Raw genomic sequence first — 25,746 nt, 5'->3', positions numbered from 1 at the left:
GAGTGGTTTTTTTTATATAGAGGCTAAATTCTCACAAATAACTGTAAAGGGAAAAATTTCGTTATGGGGGTGTCTCAAAATCTTAGCTTGATGGCGATGGGGTAGTCCCATATCCCCATCAAGTTAAAGTTTTGATGTCCCCGCAATGATAAAAATGGTGAATATTTATATGAAAGATTAGAGCTCTCCTTCTTGTAGGAGGGCTCTAATCTTTGTTTAAAAACTATATCATATACATGGGCAGACTCAATATGTGAACTTTGTCCGGATTCAATTTAGAATATAAAAAAGGAGAACTTGCGTTAGAATACAAGCTCTCTTTAAAAGAAATAACGTAATTGAGATACTTATATATTAACAATTGTTTTCTTCTAATTCCATATGTCATATGTTGAGAAATAAATTATAAATGGATTGATAAAGCTAAAATGAATGATTGACATAATATTTAGACGATAATATAATAAATCTCGAATTCAAGATAACTTGTAAAGGATTGGTAATTATGAGTGTGATTAATGATGAGAGCTTATCTTTAAAGTTATTTGTTACATTATCAAGGGCAGCACAGGCAATTACTAAGCGTATTGAAGAGGATATAAAAAGTTATGGACTTAATCCAACTGAATTTGCAGTGCTTGAGCTACTATATAGTAAAGGCGATCAGCCTATACAAAAAATTGGAGATAAAATATTACTTGCAAGTAGTAGTATCACGTATGTAGTGGATAAGTTGGAAAAGAAGAGGTTCTTAATACGAAAACCATATCCTAAAGACCGCCGTGTCACGTATGCGTCAATTACTTCAGAAGGTATTGAATTAATGGATATTATTTTTCCTCAGCATAAAGAGGCGATTCGGCAAATATTTGGTGGTTTGGACTATATTGAGAAAAAAATGATAATCGAAAAGTTGAAAAAATTAGGGTATTATGCACTAGAACTATAAAAGTTTAGAAATATATCTCGAATTAGTAATGTCCTAATTAAATATAAATTAAATAAATAGGAGGAAAAATTAATAAATGGTAGTAATTTTATTATAATGAAAAATGAATAAAACATGTAATTTCAATTGGTATAGTAGGAAAGATGGTTGTTATGTTAACGTATACATATCGTCCTTTAAATTATAAATCTTTCATAAAGCGGAGAGTGGGTATCAAGAATGGAATTACGTCATTTAGAGTATTTTATTCAAGTTTGTAATAATAATAGTTTCACTAAAGCTGCGGAAGTTCTAGGTATTTCACAGCCGACTTTAAGTCAACAAATACGTGTTTTAGAAGGTGAACTTGATACACCCTTGTTTCATCGAGTTGGAAGAGGTATCAAAATGACAGAAGCGGGTAAGCTGCTATTTGATAAAGGAAAATTTATTATGCAACAATTTGATGACGTTTATAATGAAATTTTTGAATTAAAGGGTGTAAAAAGAGGTGTGATTACTATAGGAGGTCTATTAGAGGATCTCACTTATTTAACACCTTATATTATGAAGTTTCAACAACATTATCCCAACATCGTAGTAAAAATTATAGAATCCGAAGTTGCTGTAAATCAAATCGTTGACAAAAATATTGATTTCGGGATTACACGTAGTGCTCAAATTCCAGACACATTAACAAGCACCCTTTTGTATAGTGAAGAGCTCGTCCTTGTAATTCCAAAAAATCATCCTTTGAATGAAAAATCATTTGTTTCTTTTAGAGAATTAGTAGGGCTGAGTAGAATAATGGTTTCATGTAGTTGTCGTGAATCTATTAAGATATATTGTGAGAGTTTAGGGTTATCTTTATCTGAAGCAAATATAGAAACAAAATCTTCTATTTCTCTATTGAGCCTTGTATACAATGGACATGGGGTTGCCATAATACCTCTTTCACTGGTTAACTTTGTTAATAATGATACTTTGAGCATAGTTCGTATTACTGACCCAACACCAAGCCAAGATATTAATCTTATTCACTTTGATGATAAATTTTTAAGTTTTGCAGCACGTATCTTTATGCAGAAGTTAAATGATTCGCAAAAAGTATCAGTGTAATAGAAATAATAATGATTCTAGTGTAACAATTGAAAAATTAAGATCTATATTAAAGTCAAAGGGCAGTGGATTTATATGTGTGGTGTAGTCGATCAAGAGGGGGATACCATTGACTTTTAATTAAGGAAAAAAGGACAGACTTTGCAAGGAGAGAAGGCTATCAAAAACAAGTTAAGTTAATCAATCAATCAATCAATCAATCAATCAATCAATTCTTCGGTCTTATCGCATAGTAACAGGTTCCATGTAGGGATATACAATGTTATTTCGAATCTACATACCCTTATTGTAGAAAGAAAACCACCGGCATTATACCGGTGGTTTTGACTTAGAAAGCAAAGCAAGTACAACCAATCCCCCATTTAGTTCCATCTTTTCCTATTACGGTATGAGTGTGTTGATGGAGAGGGTTACTACAACTATGTAACTTGTTATCATGGGAATCGTGGGAAAGTATAGTGTTGGCTAGGTTAGCACCACCATAACCGTAAATGCCCGTCGGTGACCAATCAGGTGATGCTGGCGGCAATTCAGGTGATAAATTTTTAAATTCATCATTTCCATAAACAACCTGTCCACCCATAATGGTGAGTAATGATTCAAGGTTTTTGATTTCTTCTTCTGGCACAGTAAAGTAGTCAGCAGACAATACAGCAATATCAGCAAACTGACCTACTGCCAGGGTTCCTTTTTTACCTTCATCACCAGAGAACCACGCACTTCCTTTTGAATATAATTCCAGGGCTACTTTTCTATCAAGTTTATTTTTTTCATCGTATATCGAAAGACCACCAATGGTTTTTCCAGCAACCATCCAGTAAAGAGCAACCCAAGGGTTATAGCTGGAAACCCTAGTTGCATCACTACCGGCGCCAACAGGTATACCAAGTTCTAACATACGATAAATCGGAGGTGTATGCTTTGCAGCTTCCTTTCCGTATAAATCAACAAAGTATTCACCTTGAAAAGCCATGCGGTCTTGGATGGCAATACCGCCATTTAAAGCCTTAACACGTTCCATACTACGATCTGAGATTGTTTCTGCATGATCAAACCACCAGCGTAGACCATTAAAAGGAATTTCTCTGTTAACTTCCTCAAATACATTTAAGAAACGTGTGATTGACTCATCATAAGTTGCATGTAAACGGAAGGGCCAACGGTTTTCCACCAATAGAGAAATTACTTTCTTTAAGTCAGCTTCCATCATCGTAGCTAGTTCAGGCCGTGGCATTTGAAATTTTTCAAAATCGGCTGCTGAGAATACTAACATCTCTCCGGCACCATTCATTTTATACTTATCAGTTCCTTGACCTGGAGAAACAATTTTTGCCCATGAAGCAAAGTCTTCATATTCATGATTTGGATTTTGCGTAAATAGATTATACGCAATACGCAAAGTTAATTGATCTTTCTCAGCTAAATGTTCAACAACTTTATAATCATCCGGATAATTTTGGAATCCACCACCTGCGTCGATGGCACTTGTAATACCTAATCTATTTAATTCACGCATAAAATGGCGAGTTGAGTTAATCTGGTCGTCAAGATTAAGTACTGGAGCTTTACCCAAACTTGAATAAAGAATAGAAGCGTTAGGGTTAGCAATTAAAAGGCCCGTTGGATTACCTCTTTTATCCCGCTGAATTAAACAGCCTGGAGGGTCTGGGGTATCTTTCGTGTATCCCAGTGCACGTAGCCCTGCACGATTTACAAGTGCTCTATCGTAAAGATGTAGCACAAAGACAGGAGTGTCTTCAGAAACGGCATTAATTTCTTCCAAAGTTGGCAACCGTCTCTCTTTAAATTGAAATTCAGACCAACCTCCAACTACTCTTACCCACTGAGGAGCAGGTGTACGCCTTGCCTGTTCTTTGAGCATTTCTAGAGCAATAAAAAGTGATGGCACGCCTTCCCAACGTAATTCCATATTATAATGCAGACCACCACGAATAACGTGTATATGGGAGTCATTCAGGCCTGGAATAGCTCTCTTTCTTTTAAGGTCTATTTTTTTTGTTTTTTCCGTGGCACTATTAAGAAGCTCATCTCCACCTACTGCAGTGACTAAACCATCAGTTATGGCGATAGCAGATACCTCAGGCTGAGATGGATCAAGGGTAGTAATTTTTCCGTTATATAAGATCATATCCGGTAAATTCATGTTCACACCTCGTCTACTTTCTATTATTTTGTAACCATGGATGAAATAATTTACCGAAAATCGGCATGACTACCCATGATAGCAAGGACACTATACATACAGAAACGAAAAAAGCGGACATAATAGGATTCATATGTTTTATAATAGGTCCTATCACTTTAGGAACTAACATGCTAAGAGGCCATACACCCAGAAGGGTAACGATAGACATTTTCCATTTTGGCGGTGGAACTGGCGTTTTCGGAGTAACAAACCAATAAGCCAAACTACTTTCAGTTTTGTAACTTGGATTAGTAGCTTGAAATTGTTCTGCCGTTTTTAACAAATCCCGGCGAATGTCTGATTCTTGCCAAGCACGTAGATGCTCATACGTATCAAATCGAAAAATAACAGTATACTCTCTCGATTCGTTACTTGGAACTATTAGATTTACACCTAAATGCCCTGGGAATTTAGTAGCGGCAGCTTCGATTTCATGTCTCCATGTTTCAAACTGTTTTTCTTTACCTTGTTGAATTTCCCATGTAACAATCGTTGTTACTGGATCAGCAGCATCCATCGTGTTCCCTGTATAAGTCTCTTCGACAGCTACTCCTTCTTGTTTCATATTTTCCTGCTTGGAAGCGCGCCGTGCACCATAGTATATGCGTATTCTACTCCTTGACCATAAGCGCCAGTGTGCTCCTTTACAATTTCCATTACAGCATCATAAGTGTCTTTGTGTGCCCAGTCACGTTGGTATTCAAGTAAAACTTGAATTGCTGTCACTGGAATTGCACCAGCTTGTTCTACACGACGCATAGCAGCGTTATGTGCTGTCAGACTAGTACCACCTGAAGCATCATCAACTGCATACACTTCATAGCCAGCTTTAATTGCTTCAAGCACAGGGAATGCAAGGCAAACTTCAGTCCAAAGTGCTGCAAATATTAATTTCTTTCTACCTGTTGCTTTAACTGCTTCAACAAATTTTGGATCTTCCCAAGAGTTCATTGAACTGCGTTCTATAATTTCATGGTTTGGGAATATGTCAAGAATTTGTGGCCAAAAATAACCAGAAAAGCTGCGTGTCTCAACTGTAGTAAGAATAGTAGGTACGTTAAAAGTTTTTGCTGATTTAGCAAGTAGCATAACGTTATTAATCAATGTTTGTCTATCAATACTTGCAACTCCAAAAGTCATTTGAGGTTGAAAATCAATCAAAATTAATGCACTGTTCTCCGGATTTAACAATTCTAAATTACTCATAATAAAACGCCCCTTTTTTAATTGTTTAAAATATATATTATTGAAAATAATATATTTTCTGTTAATTTAAAATTGTAATCGTAAAAATAAAATTTTTGCTATACCTTTTAAATTAAAAGAGAGTGCTGATTTAATCAGCACTAAATGTATACTATCCATTTTTTTGAAAGTGATTTAAAGCTATTTCTTTGAAATACATTTATGCATTTTGTTTACTAAGATCTCGCTGAGCTCCCCTATAGCTTCCAATTATATTTTGATAGCCTGGAAGATTGCTAGCAAGCAAATTGCCAAAACCTTCGACATCGTTGCGCCAATCGCGTTGTAATTCGCAAGCTACGCTAAACCAGTTCATAAGTTGTACACCACTATGTGCCATACGAGTATTGGCAGCATCTGCAACTTGTTTACTGAAAGTTCCTGAAGCATCCGTAACAGCAAATACTTCATATCCAGCTTTTATAGCGGAAAGTGCCGGGAAAGCAACACAAACGTCCGTAACTACGCCTGCGATGATAAGTTGTTTTTTTCCAGTTTCTTCGATTGCTTTTACAAAATCATCATTATCCCATGCGTTAATTTGTCCAGGTCGAGCTATTTTTGGTGCATGAGGAAAGAGATCAACCAATTCTTGCATTAAAGGTCCATTAGGCCCGTTTTCGAAACTTGTTGTTAAAATAACTGGTAAATCAAAAAACTTAGCAGTATGAGCAAGAGCTAAAACATTGTTCTTGAATTCATCAACACCATAGTCACGTACTAGTCCGGACATAAGACCAGTTTGATGATCTACTAAAAGCACGACAGCATCATCTTTGTTAATACGAGAATAGAGATCAGTCATTATGTATTCCTCCTAAAAATTAAGTAATCGAAGAAAGTTTAAATAGTCGAATACTATCATAAGTTTCGTCGTTTATAACTAAGCTGACCAATAATATTGGTTATAGCAGCATTCACAGAACATGAAGTGCTATACAAATTTATAGTATTTGAAAACTGATTCGTTAATCAATTCTAAATTATCTATAATTTGTATAGGTTGTAACTATAGTTGTTTTCACTATAAAATAGATTGGTTTTACCTATACATCCTATAGATAGAATGATATTGATAGTCACCTATTTTTGTTATTACAATTGAATAGGAGTAATGTTCAGTAATTATTTTATGATGAAAAAGGTATTAGAGGGGGGATTGTTCCAAAAGGAGAAAATGAATGCATTGGAACAATAGAGTTTCATACTTAGAGTTCACAACATAAACGTGCATGAATAGGTTATGACATTCATCCGGATTATTGAAAAAAAGGATACATATTAGAATATTTTTTGGAGGTAGAAGCATGGCTAAAATTACTGTAGGAACCGAAAATCAAGAACCAATTGAGATATATTATGAGGATCATGGCACAGGAAACCCAGTTGTACTAATTCATGGTTGGCCGTTAAGTGGTCGATCTTGGGAATACCAAGTTCCAGCTCTTGTTGAGGCTGGATACAGAGTTATAACATATGATCGTCGAGGATTTGGACAATCATCTCAGCCGTGGGAAGGGTATGAATATGATACCTTTACTTCTGATTTACATCAACTATTAGAACATTTAGAGCTTCAAAATGTCACACTTGTTGGTTTTTCTATGGGGGGAGGCGAAGTAGCCCGGTATATTAGTACGTATGGAACAGATCGTATTGAAAAGGCTGTTTTTGCTGGGGCAGTTCCTCCATATTTATACAAATCAGAGGATCATCCTGAAGGGGCCTTAGATGATGCAACAATTGAAGCATTCAAAAGTGGTGTGATAAATGACCGCCTTGCATTTCTTGATGAATTTACTAAGGGATTTTTCGCGGCTGGTAATCGAACAGATTTAGTTAGTGAGCCATTCCGTTTATATAATTGGGATATTGCAGCCAGTGCATCACCTAAAGGAACACTTGATTGTATTACCGCCTTTAGTAAGACAGATTTTAGAAAAGACTTGGAGAAGTTTAATATACCTACTCTTATTATTCACGGTGATTCTGATGCAACTGTACCATATGAATATAGTGGGAAATTAACACATGAAGCAATTCCTAATTCTAAAGTAGCCTTAATAAAGGGTGGTCCACATGGGCTAAATGCAACGCATGCTAAAGAATTTAATGAAGCACTCCTATTATTTTTAAAGGACTGATTACAACTATATAATTGTTAATTGATAAATTATAAACAAGTAAAAATAAATCTAAAAAAAGATGCTCTTGGATAAAGCCAGGAGCATCTTTTTTTAATGCGGAGTAGTGCACCACCGTAATCAATTCAAAGGATAGAAATCTTTCATAACGAAATTTCTATTCTTTTTTTAATGGTGGTAATGATATGTTAGGTTGATAAATATTCATTAGTTTCGAATTGAATATTCTTCTTAACAGCAAAAATTTATTGATTAGAGTTTTTTTAGGTCTTTTAGATGTATTGCTATATTACGATCAAGATAATATTTTGAATAATCCTCCAAACAAAGAAACGCACATTTTCTTGTTTTGGGTAGTGAAGTTTCTTAAGTTGAGTGGGGCCCTTTACATCCTAATAAAAAAGTGTAGGCTTAAGCTTACAAATATTCATCCTCCACTTAAAATTGACGTTTTACACCTTCACATTTTTGAGGAAGGAGTTATTTGTCAGAAAAAAATAAAATCTTATTAATTTTTATAATTAGTAGAATTTTTGTAGAAATAATTCTCTTAATATATTAAAATAACATCGTATTATGTCAGATTTTAATTAGGGGAGAGAAATTTTATGTTGAAAAAAATCATTCCAGTTGCTTTAGCATTAAGTACAGTTACTTTTACTAGTGTATTTGCTGCGCCTTCAATCCAAGCAAGTACAGAACAAAACCGCTACATAGATGTACAAATGCTCGGTATTAACGATTTTCATGGGCAACTAGACACTGTAAAAAAAATTAACAATAAAGATGCAGGGGGAATTGAGTACTTAGGGGCTTATTTACGTGATCGTGAAAAACAAAATCCAAATACATTAAAGGTACATGCCGGCGATGTTGTTGGAGCAAGTACTCCTGTTTCAGCATTATTACAAGACGAACCTACAATTGAATTTCTAAATGATTTGAAATTCGATGTTGGAACGATAGGAAATCATGAATTTGATGAAGGTGTTGAAGAAATGAACCGCCTTATTTATGGTGGATACCATGAGAAAACAGGGAATTTTAAAGGAGCAAAATTCCCATATGTTGCTGCAAATTTCTATAATAAATCCACCGGTCGTTTATTTTTACCACCATTCACTATAAAAAAGGTACAAGGAGTTCCTGTTGGATTTATCGGAGTCGTAACAACGGATGTTCCTAATCTTGTTATGCCTACTATGCTAAAGAATGTAGAAATTACAGATGAAGTTGAAGCTATTAACAAATCCGTAAAGCAATTAAAAAAACTAGGCGTTAAATCTATCGTTGTTCTTGCACATAACGGAGGTATAACAGATGGGAACGGCGTAACAAATGGTGATATCGTCCGATTAGCAAATGAGACTGATCCAGAAGTCGATGTTATTTTTGGTGGGCATAGCCACACCTATGTAAATGGAACTGTTAATAATAAACTTGTCGTACAAGCAAATTCATATGGTATGGCTTTTGCTGATGTTGATGTAAAGATTGATCGTAAAACACAAGATATTGTTGAGAAAAAAGCAGAAATTGTTACAACTTACCATGAAGGCATAGAGCCTGATAAAAAAATCAAGAAGAAGATGGAGAAATATCAAGCAAAAATCGCACCTCTTGTTAATGAAGTTGTAGGTAAGTCTATTGCGCCACTAGATCGCAAACTCAATACGGCTGGTGAATCTACTCTTGGAAATTTAGTTGCTGATGCCCAGCGTACAACAATGCAATCTCAAATTGCACTTATGAATCCTGGTGGTATTCGTAATGACTTAGATGCTGGTGATATTACATGGGGAGAGATATATGGTATTCAACCATTCGGAAATCAATTAATAAAAGTAAATTTAACAGGTCAAGACATTCGTGATATTTTAAATCAACAATGGCAAAAAGACATAACAAGAATGCTTCAAATTTCAGGAATCCAATACACTTGGGATGCGAACAAGCCTAATGGAGAAAAAGTAACAAGTATTCGCTTAACAAATGGAGAAGAAATCATTCCTTCTAAAACTTACAGCGTCGTTGCGAACGCATTTCTAGCTTCAGGTGGAGATGGATTTGTATCCTTTAAAAACGGTAAAGATGCTGAAACAGGACCAACTGATTTTGAAGCATTAGTAGATTATATAAAAAAATCAAAAGAACCAATTCAGTCTATTATTGATGGAAGAATTCAAAAAATAAATTAGTTTTTTATTAATCTCAAAAACAACTAGATTACCTGTGCACTATACTCTTTAGTGTGCAGGTAATCTATTTTTTTGATTTGAAATAGTCTAACTGTGGCCAATGGGTATACTGTCTAGATGCAGGGTGCCGAAAAAAATGAAGTGAACAAAAAATAACCCCTAAATTAACTCTATGATAAAGAGACTACAAACAATCAAAATTTGGAACTTCATATTAACCATATATTAACTACGTTAATAATACATACTGAAATTGAATACTTTAGATAACATCATTTATAACAAATATCTGTACATTATAATGTTATGCAATGAGGAATTTACAATACAATGAATTGAAGCTTATTTAGTTTTATATTCGTATAAGTGAATTAAGAATTTCTTAAGAACCTATTAAGAAATAAGTGAGTTTTAGGAACTATAATAAATGTATCTTAACAGTAATAAGAAAATGAATGTTTTAAACGGAGGTTGGCAGAGTATGTCAAAAAGCTATAAGTAAATATTTCAGGAGGTTTTTTATGAAAAAGAAAATAATTATTGCAATTGTTGCTTCTGCTATAACAATGACTCATTTTGTAGGAAATACTTATGCAGATTCGAAAACAGAGGTTTCTGTTACAGCTCCCTATAATACAAATCAAATAGCGAAATGGTTAGAAGCACATGCAAAGCCTTTAAAAACAACTAATCCAACTGCATCTCTTAATGATTTGAAACCACTTAAGGATATGGTAGGTTCAGCTTCAATTGTAGGTTTAGGTGAAGCTACGCATGGGGCTCATGAAGTTTTTACGATGAAACACCGCATTGTTAAGTATTTAGTATCTGAAAAGGGCTTTACCAATCTAGTTTTAGAAGAGGGATGGGACAGGGCCTTGGAACTTGATCGATATGTTCTTACTGGTAAGGGAAACCCAAGCCAACATCTAACACCTGTATTTAAGACGAAAGAAATGCTAGATTTACTTGATTGGATTCGGCAATATAATGCTAATCCAAAACATAAATCTAAAGTACGTATCATCGGGATGGACATTCAATCAGTAAACGAGAATGTTTATAATAATATAACAGAATATATTAAAGCGAACAATTCAAAACTATTGCCTAGAGTAGAAGAGCAGATAAAAGGTCTTATTCCTGTAACAAAGGATATGAATACTTTTGAAAGTCTTACGAAAGAAGAAAAAGAAAAGTATGTTTTAGATGCTAAACAAATTAGTGCTTTATTAGAGGAAAATAAAAGCTATTTAAATGGAAAATCTAAAGAGTTTGCATGGATAAAGCAAAATGCTCGTATTATTGAACAGTTTACTACAATGTTAGCGACACCTCCTGATAAACCAGCGGATTTTTATTTGAAACATGATATTGCAATGTATGAAAATGCGAAGTGGACTGAAGAACATTTAGGAAAAACCATTGTATGGGGACATAATGGACACATTTCGAAAACAAATATGCTTCCTTTTATATATCCTAAAGTAGCTGGGCAGCATTTAGCAGAATATTACGGAAAACGGTACGTATCTATTGGAACGTCAGTTTATGAAGGACAGTACAATTTCAAGAATAGCAATGGTGAATTCGGCCCATATGGAACATTAAAATTAGATGATCTAAACAGTTATAACTACATTTTTGGACAGGTGAAAAAAGATCAATTTTTTATTGATTTACGTAAGGCGAACGGCGTGACAAAAACTTGGTTAAACGAACAACATCCAATTTTCGCTGGAATAACCACCGAAGGGCCTGATATACCAAAAACTGTTGATATATCATTAGGTAAAGCGTTTGATATACTTGTTCAAATTCAAAAAGTGAGTCCATCTCAACTACATCAATAAATTTAGAATAATGTGCCTTAATGACAAATTTCATAGTGTTTCATATAACACTATGAAATTTGTTTTATATAGCAAGAAGAATAATCGCATTAGAAAAAATCAGTAATTTAAGCTGTTAAGAGTAAAACGAATCTTCAATATGTAAAGCGCAAAAAACACTGAAGCGAAAAGCATCGGTGTTTTTTGCGCTTTCGGGCACAGATGCTACTTCAACCCTATTGTACAAGTGATTTTGTATGTAAGGAATTTGTAAGGAATAGGTAAGAAAAAAGAGATTTTCATTGTGTAGGATAAAAATATAAGGAGGCGTGAAGGGGGGAACAATTACGGCCTACATATAAAACAAACAATCAGTAACAAGAGTGTTTTGTGAAAATAATGAGTACAATGATTGCAAATGCATTGTTGCCTTTTCATCATTTGGAGAATGGATAGCTGTGTGGTTCGTATATGACACTTCTATCAACTATCTATACAATTTTAATAGAAGAGAGGAATTTTTTATGAAAACACGCAGTAAAATTACATGTGCAAGTCTAGCACTTTTAATAGGTGGAAGTTCCCTGTTATACATAACACCAACATCAGTTGTAAAAGCAGAACCTACGCAAAATGTATCTAGTTCGTTACAAACAAGTACGCAAAGCGATCGTAATTCCGTTAAGAAAGCAATACGAGATGAACTGCAACTTGGATACCCGGGAATACTCGCTCAAATTTCTAAGGGTGGTAAAACTTGGAGTTATACCGCTGGGATAGCGGATCTGAGAACTAAGAAACCAATGAAAGCAGATTTTCGCTTTCGCATTGGTAGTGTGACGAAAACGTTCATTGCAACAGTTCTACTTCAATTATCTGGAGAGAACCGTTTGAATCTAGACGACTCCATTGAAAAATGGTTACCTGGCGTTATTCAAGGAAACGGATATGATGGTAACCAGATTACTATCCGTCAAATATTGAATCATACAAGTGGTATTGCTGATTATATAAATTCAAAAGACTTCGATATTATGGATACAAAAAAATCGTATACGGCTGAAGAATTCGTCAAAATGGGGATTTCTCTTCCCCCAGATTTTGCACCAGGAAAGGGTTGGTCTTATTCAAACACAGGTTACGTATTACTGGGGATTCTTATTGAAAAAGTAACTGGCAACAGTTATGCGGAAGAGGTTGAAAACCGAATTATTGAACCGCTTGATTTGTCAAATACATTTCTACCTGGTAATTCAAGCGTGATTCCAGGCACCAAGCATGCCCGTGGCTATTTGCAACTAGACGGAGCGAGTGAGCTAAAAGACGTTACTTATATTAACCCAGGTAGCTCGGATGGAGATATGATTTCTACTGCTGACGATTTAAACAAATTCTTCTCTTACTTACTCAGTGGTAAATTACTGAAGGAACAGCAGTTAAAACAAATGCTTACTACAGTTCCTACAAATAGAGAGGGAACCGGATATGGTCTTGGAATCCTGGAAATTAAGCTTTCGAACGGTGTCTCGGTATGGGGACACAGAGGTGGCGTTCTAGGGTTTTCCACTTTTGCTGGTGGAACACTTGGAGGCAAACATACATTGGCCGTCAATTCGAACAGTTTTAAGATTAATAATCCAGAGTCTTTTAAAAACGTTTTAATTGCTGAATTTAGCAAGTAGGCAAAAAGGAAAACTGGATACATTTATCATTTGTAATTTTAATCGGAATAGATTACCGATTAAAATTAGTATAGAGGGAATTAAGTATCTAGAAACAATCAATCCGATAATGAGAGATGGCTAAGTAAAAGGATTGGTTTATATATTGTATTCTCTCCAGCCGATTAAAGAAGTAACAGATATAATGAGTGATTATTATGTATATATTATTGTAGTCGTGTTTGTATCGTCCCTGATTATAAATTTGTATAAGGTGCGAAGTCTAATTTAAGACTTCGCACCTTTGCTGTTTAACAGCTTTTATTACTAAGCTATTAATAATAGCAAAAAGGAGAATGTAACTAGTTATGCAGATGAATCTTGGCACAGCTGCTATGTAGGAGATTTTGCTGAAAATAAATTTAGAAGAATATATAAATTAGAGACATGAAAGCTGAAATGAATTTTAGTAGTTTTTATGTTCATCAGTTACTTGAAATTCTAGCTGTTTTGTATACAGAGTTTTTCCCGCCGTGATTGATAGCGCGTAAATATCATTCTTAATTATATGTAGTATGCATTGAGTGAGATTTTTTAGAACTAAATACAGTGTCATCTCCTAATGGTGAAAACAGTATTTGAATATTGTAGGGCTCTTAAGTGTTTTTAGATTTTTAAAGCCCGGTCATTTTAACCAAAATTTTCATAGAAATACCTTTAAAAAGAACATGAGTTCGTATATAATAAGAACGAATGTTCTTTTTGTTAGGAGTGATAACCTTGTATGATTATTCTCTTTTACCGAATCGTATTATTCTTTGTGTAGACCTTCGTAGCTTTTATGCAAGCGTATCATGTATTAAAAAAGGACTTGATCCAAGATATACAAAATTGGCTGTCGTAGGGGATGTGAATCAGAGCGGATCAATTGTATTAGCAGCAACACCGCCATTAAAAGCGTTAGGAATAAAGAAGATGGCTCGTTTGTACGAAATACCGAAGCGACCAGATATTATTATTGTGAATCCAATTATGCATACGTATATGAAGTGTTCAACTTTCATAACGGGTTTGGCTTTGCAGTATGTCGCACCGGAAGATTTTCATCAATATAGTATCGATGAATTTTTTATGGATATGACTGCAAGTATTCATTTGTTTGCCAGTAATCCGCGCGAGTTTGCATTAAAGTTCAAGCGAGAAATATATGAACGTACAAGGATTGAAAGCACGATTGGTATTGGGCCGAATTTATTATTGAGTAAAGTATCGATGGATGTGGAAGCGAAGAAGAATAGGGATGGAATAGCGCAGTGGACGTATGACGATATACCCGAGAAGTTATGGAGTATTAGACCACTCAGTAAATTTTGGGGTATATCGTATAAAACAGAAATGAAATTGAATCGAAAAGGTATACATACCATTGGAGAGTTAGCTCAGTATCCTTTGAAATATTTAAAGCAATCATTTGGTGTAATAGGAGAAGAATTACATCTACATAGTAACGGAATTGATTTTAGTAGAATAGCAGAAAAATACGTTCCAGTGACAACATCTATAGCGAAAAGCCAAATATTATTGCGTGATTATTCGGTAGAAGAGTTCATAGTTATTTTATTAGAGCATATAGAAGAGGTTTGTTATAGGTTGAGACGAGAAAAGAAATGCGCGCAAACAATTCATTTTTCAGTTGGATATAGCAAGGAATACGGTGGGGGAATAAAAAAGGCACATACGTTAAATAGAGCAACAAACTTAACGATGGATATTTATAATGTTTGTACATATTTTTTATATGAGCGCCATACAGGAGAGCCGATTCGATCAGTAAGTGTTTCATTAACAAACCTTATTAATGAAGGGGAAGAGCAAATTTCGCTTTTCGATAACATTATACAAAGAGAAAAAGAAATACGATTAACGAAAGTTATGGACGAAATTCGAACACGATTTGGTAAGAACAGTATTTTACGAGGCATTTCTTACACAAGCGTCGCAACAGCAAGATATAGAAACACATTATTAGGAGGGCACAAATCGTGAAGAATGCTAGTATGCTAAAAGGAAGAGGTATGGTAAAGTGGCAACCGTTTGCCAGTATGCCGGAGCAGTTCGCAGTTATTAAAGAAATGATAAAGGAGCAAACGAAAGCCTCGCGTCCAATTGTAACGCAAGATGCAAAAGAAATGATTGAAAATAAGCTATTAACTTCATTTTTAGGTGAGGAAGAGGTTTTACTTACATATTATAAAGATGGTTATTTATATAAAAATTACATAACAGTAGTAGATATTAATCCATTAATGGAGACGATTACTTGTACTGATGCTTTTCATAATCAAAGAATGTTTAAGTTTTGTGATGTAATTGAGGTTGATTAGAATAATTTTCTATGCAGTAGGTTTATTTTTAGCAGTCTACTGCATAGAAAAATAAAAGGTTCAGTCACATAACAATTTTCAAGGTTTTAAAATAACTTTAATACAATCATCTTCACGATTATTAAAAATTTGATAACCGTAGCTTGCTTCTTCAAGGGGGATTTTGTGTGTAATAATCTCTTTTGGATCAAATTCTTTATTTGTTATTTTTTCAAATAGTTCCGGCATAAAATGAATAACAGGTGCTTGTCCCATTTTAAGATTAATATTTCTAACCCAAAATGCTCCGAGTGGAAATGCATTATAATTGCCACCATAAACGCCAGTCATTTGAACCGTTCCATATTTTCTTACGGCTTTCGTAGCGATTTGAATAGGACCGAGAGTTCCGCCTTGTAATTTTAACTTTTGTTCTAGAAATTCTAGTGGCGATTTTTTTCCATCCATGCCCACGCAATCAATGACTACATCGGCACCGCCATGTGTGATTTCCTTTAAATGTTCTCCCATATCGGGGAATTTTGTAAACTCAAATACCTCAACATTGTTAATCTTTTTTGCATAATTTATACGATAATCTAAGTAATCGACTGCGATTACGCGCTTAGCACCTTGCATCCAAGCAAATTTTTGTGTCATTAATCCAACAGGTCCACAACCTAGGACGATAACAGTATCACCTGGCTTAACACCTGCGTTTATTACACTCCAATAGGCTGTTGGCAAAACATCGGATAAAAACAGTAAAGATTCATCTTCAAGTTCGCATGATTCCGGTATAACAAATGGAGTGAAATTTCCAAAAGGAACTTTTAAATATTCTGCTTGTCCGCCTGGATGGTTACCAAATTTCTCTGTATAACCAAAGTATCCACCAGAATCATAATGAGGATTGGAGTTATCACATTGGCTTTCCATTTCATGTTGGCAATAGAAACAATGTCCACAAGAAACGTTGAAGGGGATGACAACACGATCTCCTTTTTTCACTTTAGTAACATCTGGACCAACTTCTTCAACAATGCCCATTGGTTCATGACCAATAATGTACCCTTGCGGTAAAGGCATGTTCCCTTGATATAAATGTAAATCAGAACCGCAAATAGCGGTTGAAGTAATTTTTACAATAATATCGTCTTTTTTCTCTAACTTCGCATCATCAACTTGTTTAACTTGTACTTGGTTTGGTCCTTGATAGGTTACAGCTTTCATCTCATATCTCCTTATAAATTATTTTTCATAATTTATATGTATCTCTTGGCAAAACAGAAATCTTTAGTAAAGAGAAATTTATACATATTGTTGTTATGAAAGTACGTTATAGTAGCTCTTCTTTCTTATGTCTTTGCCCTATTTTAAGAAGAAACTCAATATTTATACATAATTTAATTCCTATAAAAAGGATAATTATTATTTCATAATTTGTAGCATATTAAAAACATTGGAGGTGAAACGATATGGCAAATAATAATATTGGAAGTCGTAATGAATTATTAGTTCGAGGCGCTGAACAAGCTCTTGATCAAATGAAATATGAAATTGCACAAGAGTTTGGTGTACAACTTGGTGCAGATACAACAGCTCGTTCAAACGGATCTGTTGGTGGTGAAATTACAAAGCGTTTAGTAGCAATGGCAGAACAACAACTTGGTGGTAGAGCTAACCGCTAAGTAAATTGGCATAAAGTATAGCAAATATGTAAATCAATTTCTTTTGTGTATTCATAAAAATAAAAAACCTTATATTAAACAGATTCTCACTCAAAGATTATTGATAATCTTCTTTCATAATCTTTGAGTATTTTATTTGTAAACGACTTTCCTAAACAATAAACACGCAGTGTTGGAAAGGTGTTTTCCATGCATAGTAGAAAATCTTTTGCAGGAAAAAGCATACTTAAAAATTTGATTTCAATATTGAAATCAATATTTATTATGATATTTTCGAAAGGGAGGAATTTAAAAATGGGTATTTTAAGTGGAAATCCTCAAAATGAACCGTTACATTACGGAGAAGTATTTGATATTTGGAGTTATCTTTTAGCAGCACAAGGTGCAATTGCAAGCCATCAAGTATTTATGAACCACACAGGTGACGAAGATTTGAAGAAGTTTTTAGAAAGCTTAATTGAAAATGATATGAATTCAGAAGTAGAAGAGTTAAAAACTCTTTTAAAGATTAATGGGGTAGCTTTACCGCCTGCTCCTCCAGAACGACCAGTTGCATCTATCGAAGACATTCCCCCAGGGGCACGTATTAATGATGTTGAAATTGCTGCTGCTGTTTCTGCAGGGCTAGCAGCTGGACTTGTGACATGTAGTCAAGTGATGGGGAAATGTCTTCGAGAGGATGTAGGGATGCTATTTGGACAATTTCATATGAAAAAAGCGCAAGCAGGTGTAACGTTGCTGCGTTTAAGTAAGAAAAAAGGGTGGGTAGTTCCACCTCCATTACATGTAAGAAATTCTGATCAAGCTTAATAAACAAAAATAAAAAAGTGGCATTGGCCACTTTTTTATTTTTTAGATGTATCCTCAACTTTAGATTTATTTATTGTAGAAGAATCCATATATTCATCTGACATTTCCATAGCATATTTGTCATGATGAATATGGTTGTGATTTCTTAATTCATCATCGTTACGCAGTACTAGTCTCTTCATATAAATGTGGAAGAAAACCTCTATTCCGCCAATAATTAATGCGGCTAAGAATGAAGAAAGTCCAATATTACGAGTAGCATCTAAATTAGTAAATAAGGATGTTAGTAGCCAAATTCCGAAGAAGTTTAAGCCAAAATCTGCCATTGTAGCAATCATATTTCCGTATTTAGGTAAAATGAAGAGATCGCCGATTAAATAAGAAGCTCCTGTTAAGAAAAGAGAAATGAGTAATACTCTAGGAATGGAAATGCCTTGAAAAATACTGAGTACGATAAGTAATACTGCAGTTATCGCTGTGTATTTAATTAATAAAGCAACAATATGTTTCATCATTTTCCTCCATTGTTTAAACGTATACAGAATAAAAGATTTCATTAAAAACGGGTTATGCTATATAGCGTAACCCATTTTAATCAACCTTTAATGGTAAGAAGTACAACCTGGTTAAGAAGCAGGCTTATACTACAGATAGTATTTTCGGAATAACGAGTTTTATTCACAAGGTGTATTTCCATTCTTATAATACAGACGTTGCCTAAGTACAGTGTTTCTTTATTAAACTTAATAATTTTTTCCGTTTTGATTTTTATACTTAATGTATCTTTTTGTCTACATATTTTCCGTAATCAGGTACAGCAATTTTATCAAATTCTTGAACAAGTGTTTTGAGGCTTGTTGATAGCAATTCACCTGACATCGGTATCCCATGTCCAGTAACAGCGGTTAGAGGCTTTAACTTCTCTAGCTTAATAACTGACCCTTTAGCAGCTTTCCAGTCTGTTGTTAAATAACGAGGCGGACCGCTTATTTCCTGTTCTTGAGTTATTACTTTATACAGATACTCCTGTTTCACTGTAACAAAAGCGTCCCCAGCAATTAAAGTTCGGTCTTTCTCTCGGAATAATGAAATATGCCCAGGAGTATGCCCTGGTGTATGAATCCATCTAAACTCTGGCATATGGGGAACAGTTCCATCGATAGGTAGTGCTTTTACATTATTTCCTAAGTCAATTGGTTCGTTTGGGAACAGAGGAGACATTTTCGCTACCATACCACCTTCAACTGTTGGATCTGGTTCAGGATAGCTTTGTTGTCCAGTCAGGAATGGTATCTCCATTTGATGGGCATAGACTGGAACATCCCAATATTTAATGAGTTCAATTATTCCTCCAACATGATCAAAATGCCCATGAGTTAAAATAATTGCTTTTGGACGGCTATTTGTACCAAATCGCTCCTCAGTAACAGAGATAATTTCATTTGCACATTTAGGCATTCCAGCGTCAACTAAAACAAAATCATCGGTATGCGGATTCCCAACAAAACATATGTTGACGATTTGAATCGTGTAGCAAAATAAATCAGGTAATACTTCGATGCCGTGACCACTTTCAATTGAAGTTGCTGGAATAAATTTGTAATCACTTCCATAATTCATTTCATTGTCCAATTTTTCTCCCCCCTTAATATATTTTAATACGACATTATAGTTCCCTAATCTTGAAAATTCATTTTGGCGAATTTGAGAAAAGAATTAATGTGGGATTAAAAAAACAATAATTTAGTCCTAGAATTAAGAGGGATTCATATCAATTTATATAAAGTGCAAACAAAAAATATTGCTTTTAAAGTCACAGATTCTACTATTTTTTGAGATGAATTTATGGCTTAATAAAAGATTTATAAGGATATTATAATGTGGATTTATATAAAAAATACATAACAAAGGTCGATAGAAATCCATTATGTCTAATGATTGCTTTTCATAATCAAAGAATGTTTAAGTTTGGTGATGTAATTGAAGTGAATTAGAGGGGGAAATAGGAGTGATGACCTCTTCCTAACTTAATTATATCATGTAATTTAAGTTCGAAATAGACTGTTTCTTCTCATTTACTACTGTTACAATCAAGAACACATGAATAGTAAGGAGAGGTGCCAAATGAGTTCTTTCGTTCTCGATTTTCAGGAAATAGAAAAAACGCAGCTTTTTCTCGTTGGTGGAAAAGGATTGAATCTAGGGGAGTTATCAAATATTCAAGGGATACAAGTGCCAGAAGGATTTTGTGTTACAACGGTAGGGTATGAACAGGCCATCGAAAAAAATGAAGCGTTTCAAACTTTGTTGAATCAATTAGCAATGTTAAAAATTGAGGAACGAGATCAAATTGGTGAAATTAATAAGAAGATTAGAGAAGTCATTATGGCAGTGGAAATTCCAGTTGATGTAGTGAAATCAGTAGTTCATTATCTCTCGCACTTTGGCAATGAATATGCGTATGCAGTGCGTTCGAGTGCTACTGCTGAAGATTTACCGTATGCCTCGTTTGCTGGTCAACAAGATACGTATTTAAATATTATTGGAAAAGAAAACATTTTGCAGCATATTAAAAAATGCTGGGCTTCTTTATTTACAGATCGAGCGGTTATATACCGAATGCAAAATGGTTTTGATCATAATCAAGTTTCTATATGTGTTGTCGTTCAAAAAATGGTTTTCCCTGAGGCTTCAGGGATTTTATTTACTGCGGATCCGATTACTTCGAATAGGAAGGTGTTATCAATCGATGCCAGCTTTGGACTTGGCGAGGCGCTAGTATCTGGATTGGTTTCTGCCGATAATTATAGGGTAAAGGAAGACGAAATCGTCGAAAAGGTCATCGCAACGAAAAAATTAGCCATCTATGGACGAAAAGAAGGCGGAACAGAGACAAAGAAAATTGCTCCTAATCAGCAAAAAGTTCAAACACTTACTGAACAACAAATTTTACAACTAGCACGCATCGGAAGACAAATCGAAGCTTATTGTGGTTGTCCGCAAGATATTGAATGGTGCTTAGTTGATGATACAATTTATATAGTCCAAAGCAGACCGATTACGACTTTATATCCAATTCCAGAAGTAAATGATGGGGAAAATCACGTGTATATATCAGTTGGTCACCAACAAATGATGACCGATGCGATGAAACCATTAGGTTTATCTTTTTTCCTGTTAACGACTAGTGCCCCTATGCGTAAAGCGGGAGGCAGGTTATTTGTTGATGCTACGCAACAATTAGCTTTACCTGCTAGCAGAGATTACTTAATAAACACTTTAGGAAAATCGGATCCACTTGTAAGAGATGCATTAACGACTATAATCGAGCGAGATGATTTTATTCAATTGTTACCGGATGATGAAAAAGAAAAGGATCTTAGTAAAAATGTGCCATCTGCAAGTTCGCAACAACAACCTGAGAATGATCCGGAAATCGTTACGAATTTAATAAAGAATAGTCAAACATCAATAGAAGAGTTAAAACGAAACATGCAAACGAAATCAGGGGTGGATGTACTTGATTTTATTTTAGAAGACATTCAGCAATTAAAGAAAGTATTATTTAACTCGCAAAGTATAGCTATTATTATGGCAGGTATGAATGCTTCATCATGGATTAATGAAAAGATGGAACAATGGCTAGGGGAAAAGAATGCAGCAGATGTACTTTCACAATCTGTACAAAATAATATTACTTCAGAAATGGGTTTAGCATTATTAGATGTTGCAGATGTGATTCGGCCGTATCCAGAAGTCATTGCGTATTTACAACATGTAGAAGATGACAGCTTTTTAGATGAATTAATTCAGTTTAAAGGCGGGGAAAAAGTTCGGGATGCAATCGATGCCTTTCTAAATAAATATGGAATGAGATGCAGCGGAGAAATCGACATTACGAAAACGCGCTGGAGTGAACAGCCAGCTACAATTATACCGATGATTTTAAATCATATAAGGGACTTTGAATATGGTGCTAGTAAACGGAAGTTTGAAGAAGGGCTGCAGGAAGCTGTGAAAAAAGAAGGAGAGTTAGTAAATCGATTACAACACTTACCGGATAGTAAACAAAAAGTAGAAGAAACGAAGCGTATGATTCGCAACATCCGTAATTGTATCGGGTATCGTGAATATCCAAAATACGGCATGGTTAATCGTTATTTCATATATAAGCAGGCGTTACTGAAAGAAGCTGAGCAACTTGTGCAGAGCGGTGTCATTCATGAAGTTGATGATATATACTATTTAACTTTTGAAGAGCTTCACGAAGTTGTTCGCACGAATAAACTAGATTACGAGCTGATACAAAAACAAAAAAATGATTACAAATTATATGAAAAACTAACGCCTCCTCGTATAATGACGTCTGATGGAGAAATCATTACAGGTAAATATAAACGAGAGAACCTCCCAGCTGATGCGATTGTAGGTTTGCCTGTTTCATCAGGAGTTATAGAGGGAAGGGCACGCGTTATTTTAAACATGGAAGAAGCGAATTTAGAAGAGGGCGATATATTAGTTACTGCTTTTACTGATCCGGGCTGGACACCGTTATTTGTGTCTATAAAAGGGTTAGTCACTGAGGTTGGTGGACTTATGACACATGGAGCAGTGATTGCACGTGAATATGGATTACCGGCAGTTGTCGGTGTGGAGAATGCTACGAAAATAATAAAAGACGGACAACGAATTCGGGTACATGGAACAGAAGGATATATTGAAGTGTTGTAATGAAATAAAAGATCATCCGCTATTAAAGTGGATGATCTTTTATTATATAGCGGACTTATTTCTTTAAACCAGCTGCATAAAAAGGTCCATGAACTGCAATAGTTGATAAAAAGCGAGCAATCTCCTCAGGTGTTTCTTTTTGTCCATTATTTAACCATTGCTGGATGACACCTATATGTGCAGATGCCATATAAGAAGTTAAGTATTCGCTTGGAACAAGTAAATTCTCCTTATTAATGAGAGGACCATTCGTATCTTCAAATAATGTTTTCCACATAAAGTCTTTCAGTTTTGTTTGGAAAGATAAATCTCCTTTCGGACTTAGTACAGCTCTCATAAAATCACTATTTTCATTTAGAAATTCAAGAATAGAAGTGATAAGTATAAATGGCATTGTTGGAGAAGGATTTGTTCCAAGGTCAGCAATAACTTCCGGGAATTTCTGTTTAGCAATGTTAGAAAACTCGTACATAATGTCTTCTTGGCATTTTGTCATTAAATCAAATTTATCTTGATAGTGCGCATAGAAAGTACCGCGATTTATGTTTGCTTTCGTTGTAATATCTTTCACTGTAATGGCGTCAAAACCCTTTTCTTCAATTAGCTCCACCAATGCGTTCCGTATGGCAGTTTTCGTACGAACAACACGCAAATCTAAATTACTATCGCGCAAAGCATGTCCCTCCTTAATTTTACTGAACACATTTAGAAAATGTGTCTTATAACCGACACATTCACGATTTTTGATTATTGTATAAGGTTCAACTCGAACATATAATTCAAAATATAAATAAACAACACGTTGTTGATTATTATAAATCAAATTAAAGGAGGAGAAAAGAAGATGTTTAAAAATAAACTTTTATTGTTATCACCAGTTATTGCACTACTTGTTGTTTTTATTTTTTCATTAACGTTATTTCCAACTGTTCAACCGCAGCCGAAAAACTTGCCAATTGCAATTGTAAATGAGGATCAAGGTGTAGAAATTCCAAATCAACCGAAAATGAATATGGGGCAAACAATTGTTGATACGGTGAAAAAATCATCGAAATCAGAGGAAGAACCCGCAGTGAAGTGGGTAGAAGTAAAAAATAAAGAGGCCGTTCAAAAGGGATTAAACAATAAAGAGTATTACGCGGCATTAGTCATCCCGAAAGAATTTAGCGCAAAACAAGCGTCGTTACGAACACCACAGCCATCTTCACCTGAGATAGAAATATATATTAATCAAGGAATGAATACGGCTGCATCAACTATGGCAGGACAAATATTACAGGCGACCGTTGATAATATGAACAATAATGTTCGTACGCAAATATTAGAAGGGTTAAAAGCAAAAGGAGATACTGTAACAACAGATCAAGCTGTGAAATTAGTAACACCTATTGTAAAGAACGTGAAAAATATGAATGAGGTCGGCAAAAATAGTGCGAACGGTAACTCACCAATATCATTGTTCCAGCCGTTATGGATTGCAAGTTTAGCGAGCGCAGCGATTATTTTTATTGCGATTAGTAAAATACCGGTAAGTTCACGAAAAGAAAACTTTATATTGAAAGTAAAACAAATCGTAACAGGAGCTATTGCGGCACTTGTAATTGGATTTGGTCTTACATGGATTGCAGATGGGATGGTAGGATTAAATATTTCGAACTTCACGGATACAGCTCTATTCTTATCCATTACTTCTTTTAGTTTCTTCTTAATGATATCTGCGGTACTTTCATTAGTTGGGCTAAAAGGAATCGGTTTATTCGCTTTATTACTATTTTTCGGGGCGCCGTTATTATCATTAGCACCTGAGATGTTGTCTCCGTTTTATCAAGACTGGGTTTACCCATGGTTACCAATGAAATTTATGATCGAAGGCTTAAGAGAAATCTTCTTCTTCGGAAAAGGGGTAAGCTGGAATACACCTGTTACTGTACTCGTTTGGATTGGTATAGTAAGTGCGGTTATTATATTAGCAACTGCATTCAAACGTAGTGCAGTAAAAGGGCATAAAACAGAATTGAACGCTTAAAAAAAGCCGTTTCACTAAATTAGTGAAACAGCTTTTTTTGATGAAATCTATAAGTTGAAAAATTAGTATTTGCTGTTGTCGCCTTGGAATAAGTTTTGATGACTTTTTCTCAATGAAAAAGCCTGATTGTTAAAAAGTGTTGTATGTAATTAAGCCGGAATTTCTAAAGATCGCGTACGTTCCAAACAATCTCACCGCGCTCGTCATCCCACGTACTGTGATGCCTCTTAAACCCTATCTTTTCTAGCACCCGGAGGGAAGCGATATTCCAAGCGCCTACAGTCGACCAAAGCCTGTGGCGCCCAGTAGCAATTGCAGCGTCCAGTACAACGGCTGCTGCCTCAGTCGCATAACCTTTTCCATGAGCGCTGCGGAACAATTCGTATGCAATCTCCGGCTCTTCAAGTGTGGAACGACCGATAATCAAGCCACAGTATCCAATAAAATCGCCTTCGTCTCGCCTACGAATAGTGAGAAGGGAAATGCCATTTTCGTCTGCTTTCTTGCGCATCTCAATGAGCCGGTTACGAACGGAATCAACGGCTGGAATATCCACACCACGTTCGCCAATTAATTTGCTCAGCCAAACGGAATCGGATTCCTCCCACATACTAAGCTCAAGTCTTTCGGTTTTCAGCTGGAAGGCCATAGGTTTAAATAAAGATGGCATAGTGGTACCTCCTAGTTATATGATTGGATTCATAATAGCTTCGCATCTCAACACCACATCTGGTTGGAAACCTGATTCATTCGCGAATTTATAGCCACAGCGTACAAAAAAATAGTGATATT

General features: G+C 35.1%; 21 protein-coding genes. 12 read left to right on the top strand and 9 right to left on the bottom strand.

Annotated elements, in window-relative coordinates; all coding sequences use genetic code 11:
* The first annotated feature begins 505 nt into the window (after positions 1-505).
* Entirely contained in the window at positions 506-949 is a 444-nt protein-coding gene (locus ATL10_RS13420; RefSeq protein WP_061660759.1) for a MarR family winged helix-turn-helix transcriptional regulator, read from the top strand.
* Between the two features lie 219 nt (positions 950-1,168).
* Positions 1,169-2,047, top strand: coding sequence for a LysR family transcriptional regulator (locus ATL10_RS13415; RefSeq protein ID WP_061660758.1), 879 nt, complete (start codon positions 1,169-1,171; stop codon positions 2,045-2,047).
* A gap of 328 nt (positions 2,048-2,375) precedes the next feature.
* Here ATL10_RS13415 and ATL10_RS13410 read toward each other — a convergent pair whose 3' ends face one another.
* From ATL10_RS13410 to ycaC, 4 genes are all read right to left on the bottom strand, one after another.
* The gene (locus ATL10_RS13410; protein WP_001052853.1) at positions 2,376-4,211 is read right to left on the bottom strand and encodes an amidohydrolase; all 1,836 of its coding nucleotides are present in this window, start codon (positions 4,209-4,211) and stop codon (positions 2,376-2,378) included.
* A 13-nt stretch (positions 4,212-4,224) separates the two neighbouring features.
* Positions 4,225-4,818 carry an antibiotic biosynthesis monooxygenase gene (locus tag ATL10_RS13405; protein WP_000806852.1) on the bottom strand — a complete coding sequence of 198 codons (594 nt, stop codon included), beginning with the start codon at positions 4,816-4,818 and terminating at the stop codon, positions 4,225-4,227.
* Entirely contained in the window at positions 4,815-5,459 is a 645-nt protein-coding gene (locus ATL10_RS13400; protein ID WP_000067162.1) for a hydrolase, read from the bottom strand. The genes ATL10_RS13405 and ATL10_RS13400 overlap by 4 nt, the downstream gene beginning before the upstream one ends.
* Positions 5,460-5,658: 199 nt before the next feature.
* Positions 5,659-6,303: an isochorismate family cysteine hydrolase YcaC gene (gene ycaC, locus ATL10_RS13395; protein ID WP_000131214.1), complete on the bottom strand. Its 645-nt coding sequence runs from the start codon at positions 6,301-6,303 to the stop codon at positions 5,659-5,661.
* A gap of 502 nt (positions 6,304-6,805) precedes the next feature.
* On the opposite strand from ycaC, the gene ATL10_RS13390 reads away from it, so the two are divergent.
* The 6 genes from ATL10_RS13390 (at position 6,806) to ATL10_RS13360 (ending at position 15,717) form a co-directional block, all read left to right on the top strand.
* Positions 6,806-7,642: a bromoperoxidase gene (locus ATL10_RS13390; protein WP_098250570.1), complete on the top strand. Its 837-nt coding sequence runs from the start codon at positions 6,806-6,808 to the stop codon at positions 7,640-7,642.
* 608 nt (positions 7,643-8,250) lie between these two features.
* A complete protein-coding gene (locus ATL10_RS13380) occupies positions 8,251-9,840 on the top strand; it encodes a bifunctional metallophosphatase/5'-nucleotidase (RefSeq protein WP_016512618.1) in 1,590 nt (529 codons plus the stop codon).
* A gap of 521 nt (positions 9,841-10,361) precedes the next feature.
* Positions 10,362-11,693, top strand: a complete 1,332-nt coding sequence (locus ATL10_RS13375; RefSeq protein ID WP_110497000.1) for an erythromycin esterase family protein — start codon at positions 10,362-10,364, stop codon at positions 11,691-11,693.
* 503 nt (positions 11,694-12,196) lie between these two features.
* A complete protein-coding gene (locus tag ATL10_RS13370; RefSeq protein WP_097924006.1) occupies positions 12,197-13,354 on the top strand; it encodes a serine hydrolase domain-containing protein in 1,158 nt (385 codons plus the stop codon).
* A gap of 759 nt (positions 13,355-14,113) precedes the next feature.
* The gene (locus tag ATL10_RS13365) at positions 14,114-15,379 is read left to right on the top strand and encodes a Y-family DNA polymerase (RefSeq protein WP_098235342.1); all 1,266 of its coding nucleotides are present in this window, start codon (positions 14,114-14,116) and stop codon (positions 15,377-15,379) included.
* Positions 15,376-15,717: a YolD-like family protein gene (locus tag ATL10_RS13360; protein WP_016512621.1), complete on the top strand. Its 342-nt coding sequence runs from the start codon at positions 15,376-15,378 to the stop codon at positions 15,715-15,717. The genes ATL10_RS13365 and ATL10_RS13360 overlap by 4 nt, the downstream gene beginning before the upstream one ends.
* 78 nt (positions 15,718-15,795) lie before the next feature.
* Here the strand turns inward: ATL10_RS13360 and ATL10_RS13355 are convergent, their stop codons facing one another.
* The gene (locus tag ATL10_RS13355; protein WP_000649083.1) at positions 15,796-16,929 is read right to left on the bottom strand and encodes a zinc-dependent alcohol dehydrogenase; all 1,134 of its coding nucleotides are present in this window, start codon (positions 16,927-16,929) and stop codon (positions 15,796-15,798) included.
* Positions 16,930-17,174: 245 nt separating this feature from the next.
* Between ATL10_RS13355 and sasP the strand changes: the two genes are divergently transcribed.
* Together sasP and ATL10_RS13345 are read left to right on the top strand one after the other, a co-directional pair.
* The gene (gene sasP, locus ATL10_RS13350) at positions 17,175-17,387 is read left to right on the top strand and encodes a small acid-soluble spore protein, SasP family (protein WP_110496998.1); all 213 of its coding nucleotides are present in this window, start codon (positions 17,175-17,177) and stop codon (positions 17,385-17,387) included.
* Between the two features lie 294 nt (positions 17,388-17,681).
* Complete coding sequence (locus ATL10_RS13345; protein WP_000512135.1) at positions 17,682-18,197, top strand: DUF3231 family protein; 516 nt, start codon at positions 17,682-17,684, stop codon at positions 18,195-18,197.
* A gap of 35 nt (positions 18,198-18,232) precedes the next feature.
* Here the strand turns inward: ATL10_RS13345 and ATL10_RS13340 are convergent, their stop codons facing one another.
* Both ATL10_RS13340 and ATL10_RS13335 read right to left on the bottom strand, forming a co-directional pair.
* Complete coding sequence (locus tag ATL10_RS13340; protein WP_141534625.1) at positions 18,233-18,709, bottom strand: YndM family protein; 477 nt, start codon at positions 18,707-18,709, stop codon at positions 18,233-18,235.
* Positions 18,710-18,971: 262 nt separating this feature from the next.
* Entirely contained in the window at positions 18,972-19,829 is an 858-nt protein-coding gene (locus ATL10_RS13335) for an MBL fold metallo-hydrolase (RefSeq protein ID WP_098352314.1), read from the bottom strand.
* Between the two features lie 492 nt (positions 19,830-20,321).
* On the opposite strand from ATL10_RS13335, the gene ppsA reads away from it, so the two are divergent.
* Positions 20,322-22,928 (top strand): phosphoenolpyruvate synthase, encoded by a 2,607-nt coding sequence (gene ppsA / locus ATL10_RS13330; protein WP_110496996.1) that lies wholly within the window; start codon positions 20,322-20,324, stop codon positions 22,926-22,928.
* Positions 22,929-22,983: 55 nt separating this feature from the next.
* Here ppsA and ATL10_RS13325 read toward each other — a convergent pair whose 3' ends face one another.
* Positions 22,984-23,601 carry a TetR/AcrR family transcriptional regulator gene (locus tag ATL10_RS13325; protein ID WP_043315287.1) on the bottom strand — a complete coding sequence of 206 codons (618 nt, stop codon included), beginning with the start codon at positions 23,599-23,601 and terminating at the stop codon, positions 22,984-22,986.
* Between the two features lie 171 nt (positions 23,602-23,772).
* On the opposite strand from ATL10_RS13325, the gene ATL10_RS13320 reads away from it, so the two are divergent.
* Complete coding sequence (locus ATL10_RS13320) at positions 23,773-24,954, top strand: YhgE/Pip domain-containing protein (protein ID WP_016512626.1); 1,182 nt, start codon at positions 23,773-23,775, stop codon at positions 24,952-24,954.
* A gap of 163 nt (positions 24,955-25,117) precedes the next feature.
* Here the strand turns inward: ATL10_RS13320 and ATL10_RS13315 are convergent, their stop codons facing one another.
* The gene (locus ATL10_RS13315; RefSeq protein WP_100910156.1) at positions 25,118-25,624 is read right to left on the bottom strand and encodes a GNAT family N-acetyltransferase; all 507 of its coding nucleotides are present in this window, start codon (positions 25,622-25,624) and stop codon (positions 25,118-25,120) included.
* Between the last annotated feature and the right edge of the window lie 122 nt (positions 25,625-25,746).

It is taken from the genome of Bacillus sp. 196mf (assembly GCF_003217275.1).
GTDB classification, from domain to species: domain Bacteria; phylum Bacillota; class Bacilli; order Bacillales; family Bacillaceae_G; genus Bacillus_A; species Bacillus_A thuringiensis_S.
Note: the sequence above shows the minus strand (reverse complement) of the source record. Positions and strands in the feature narration are given on the sequence as shown.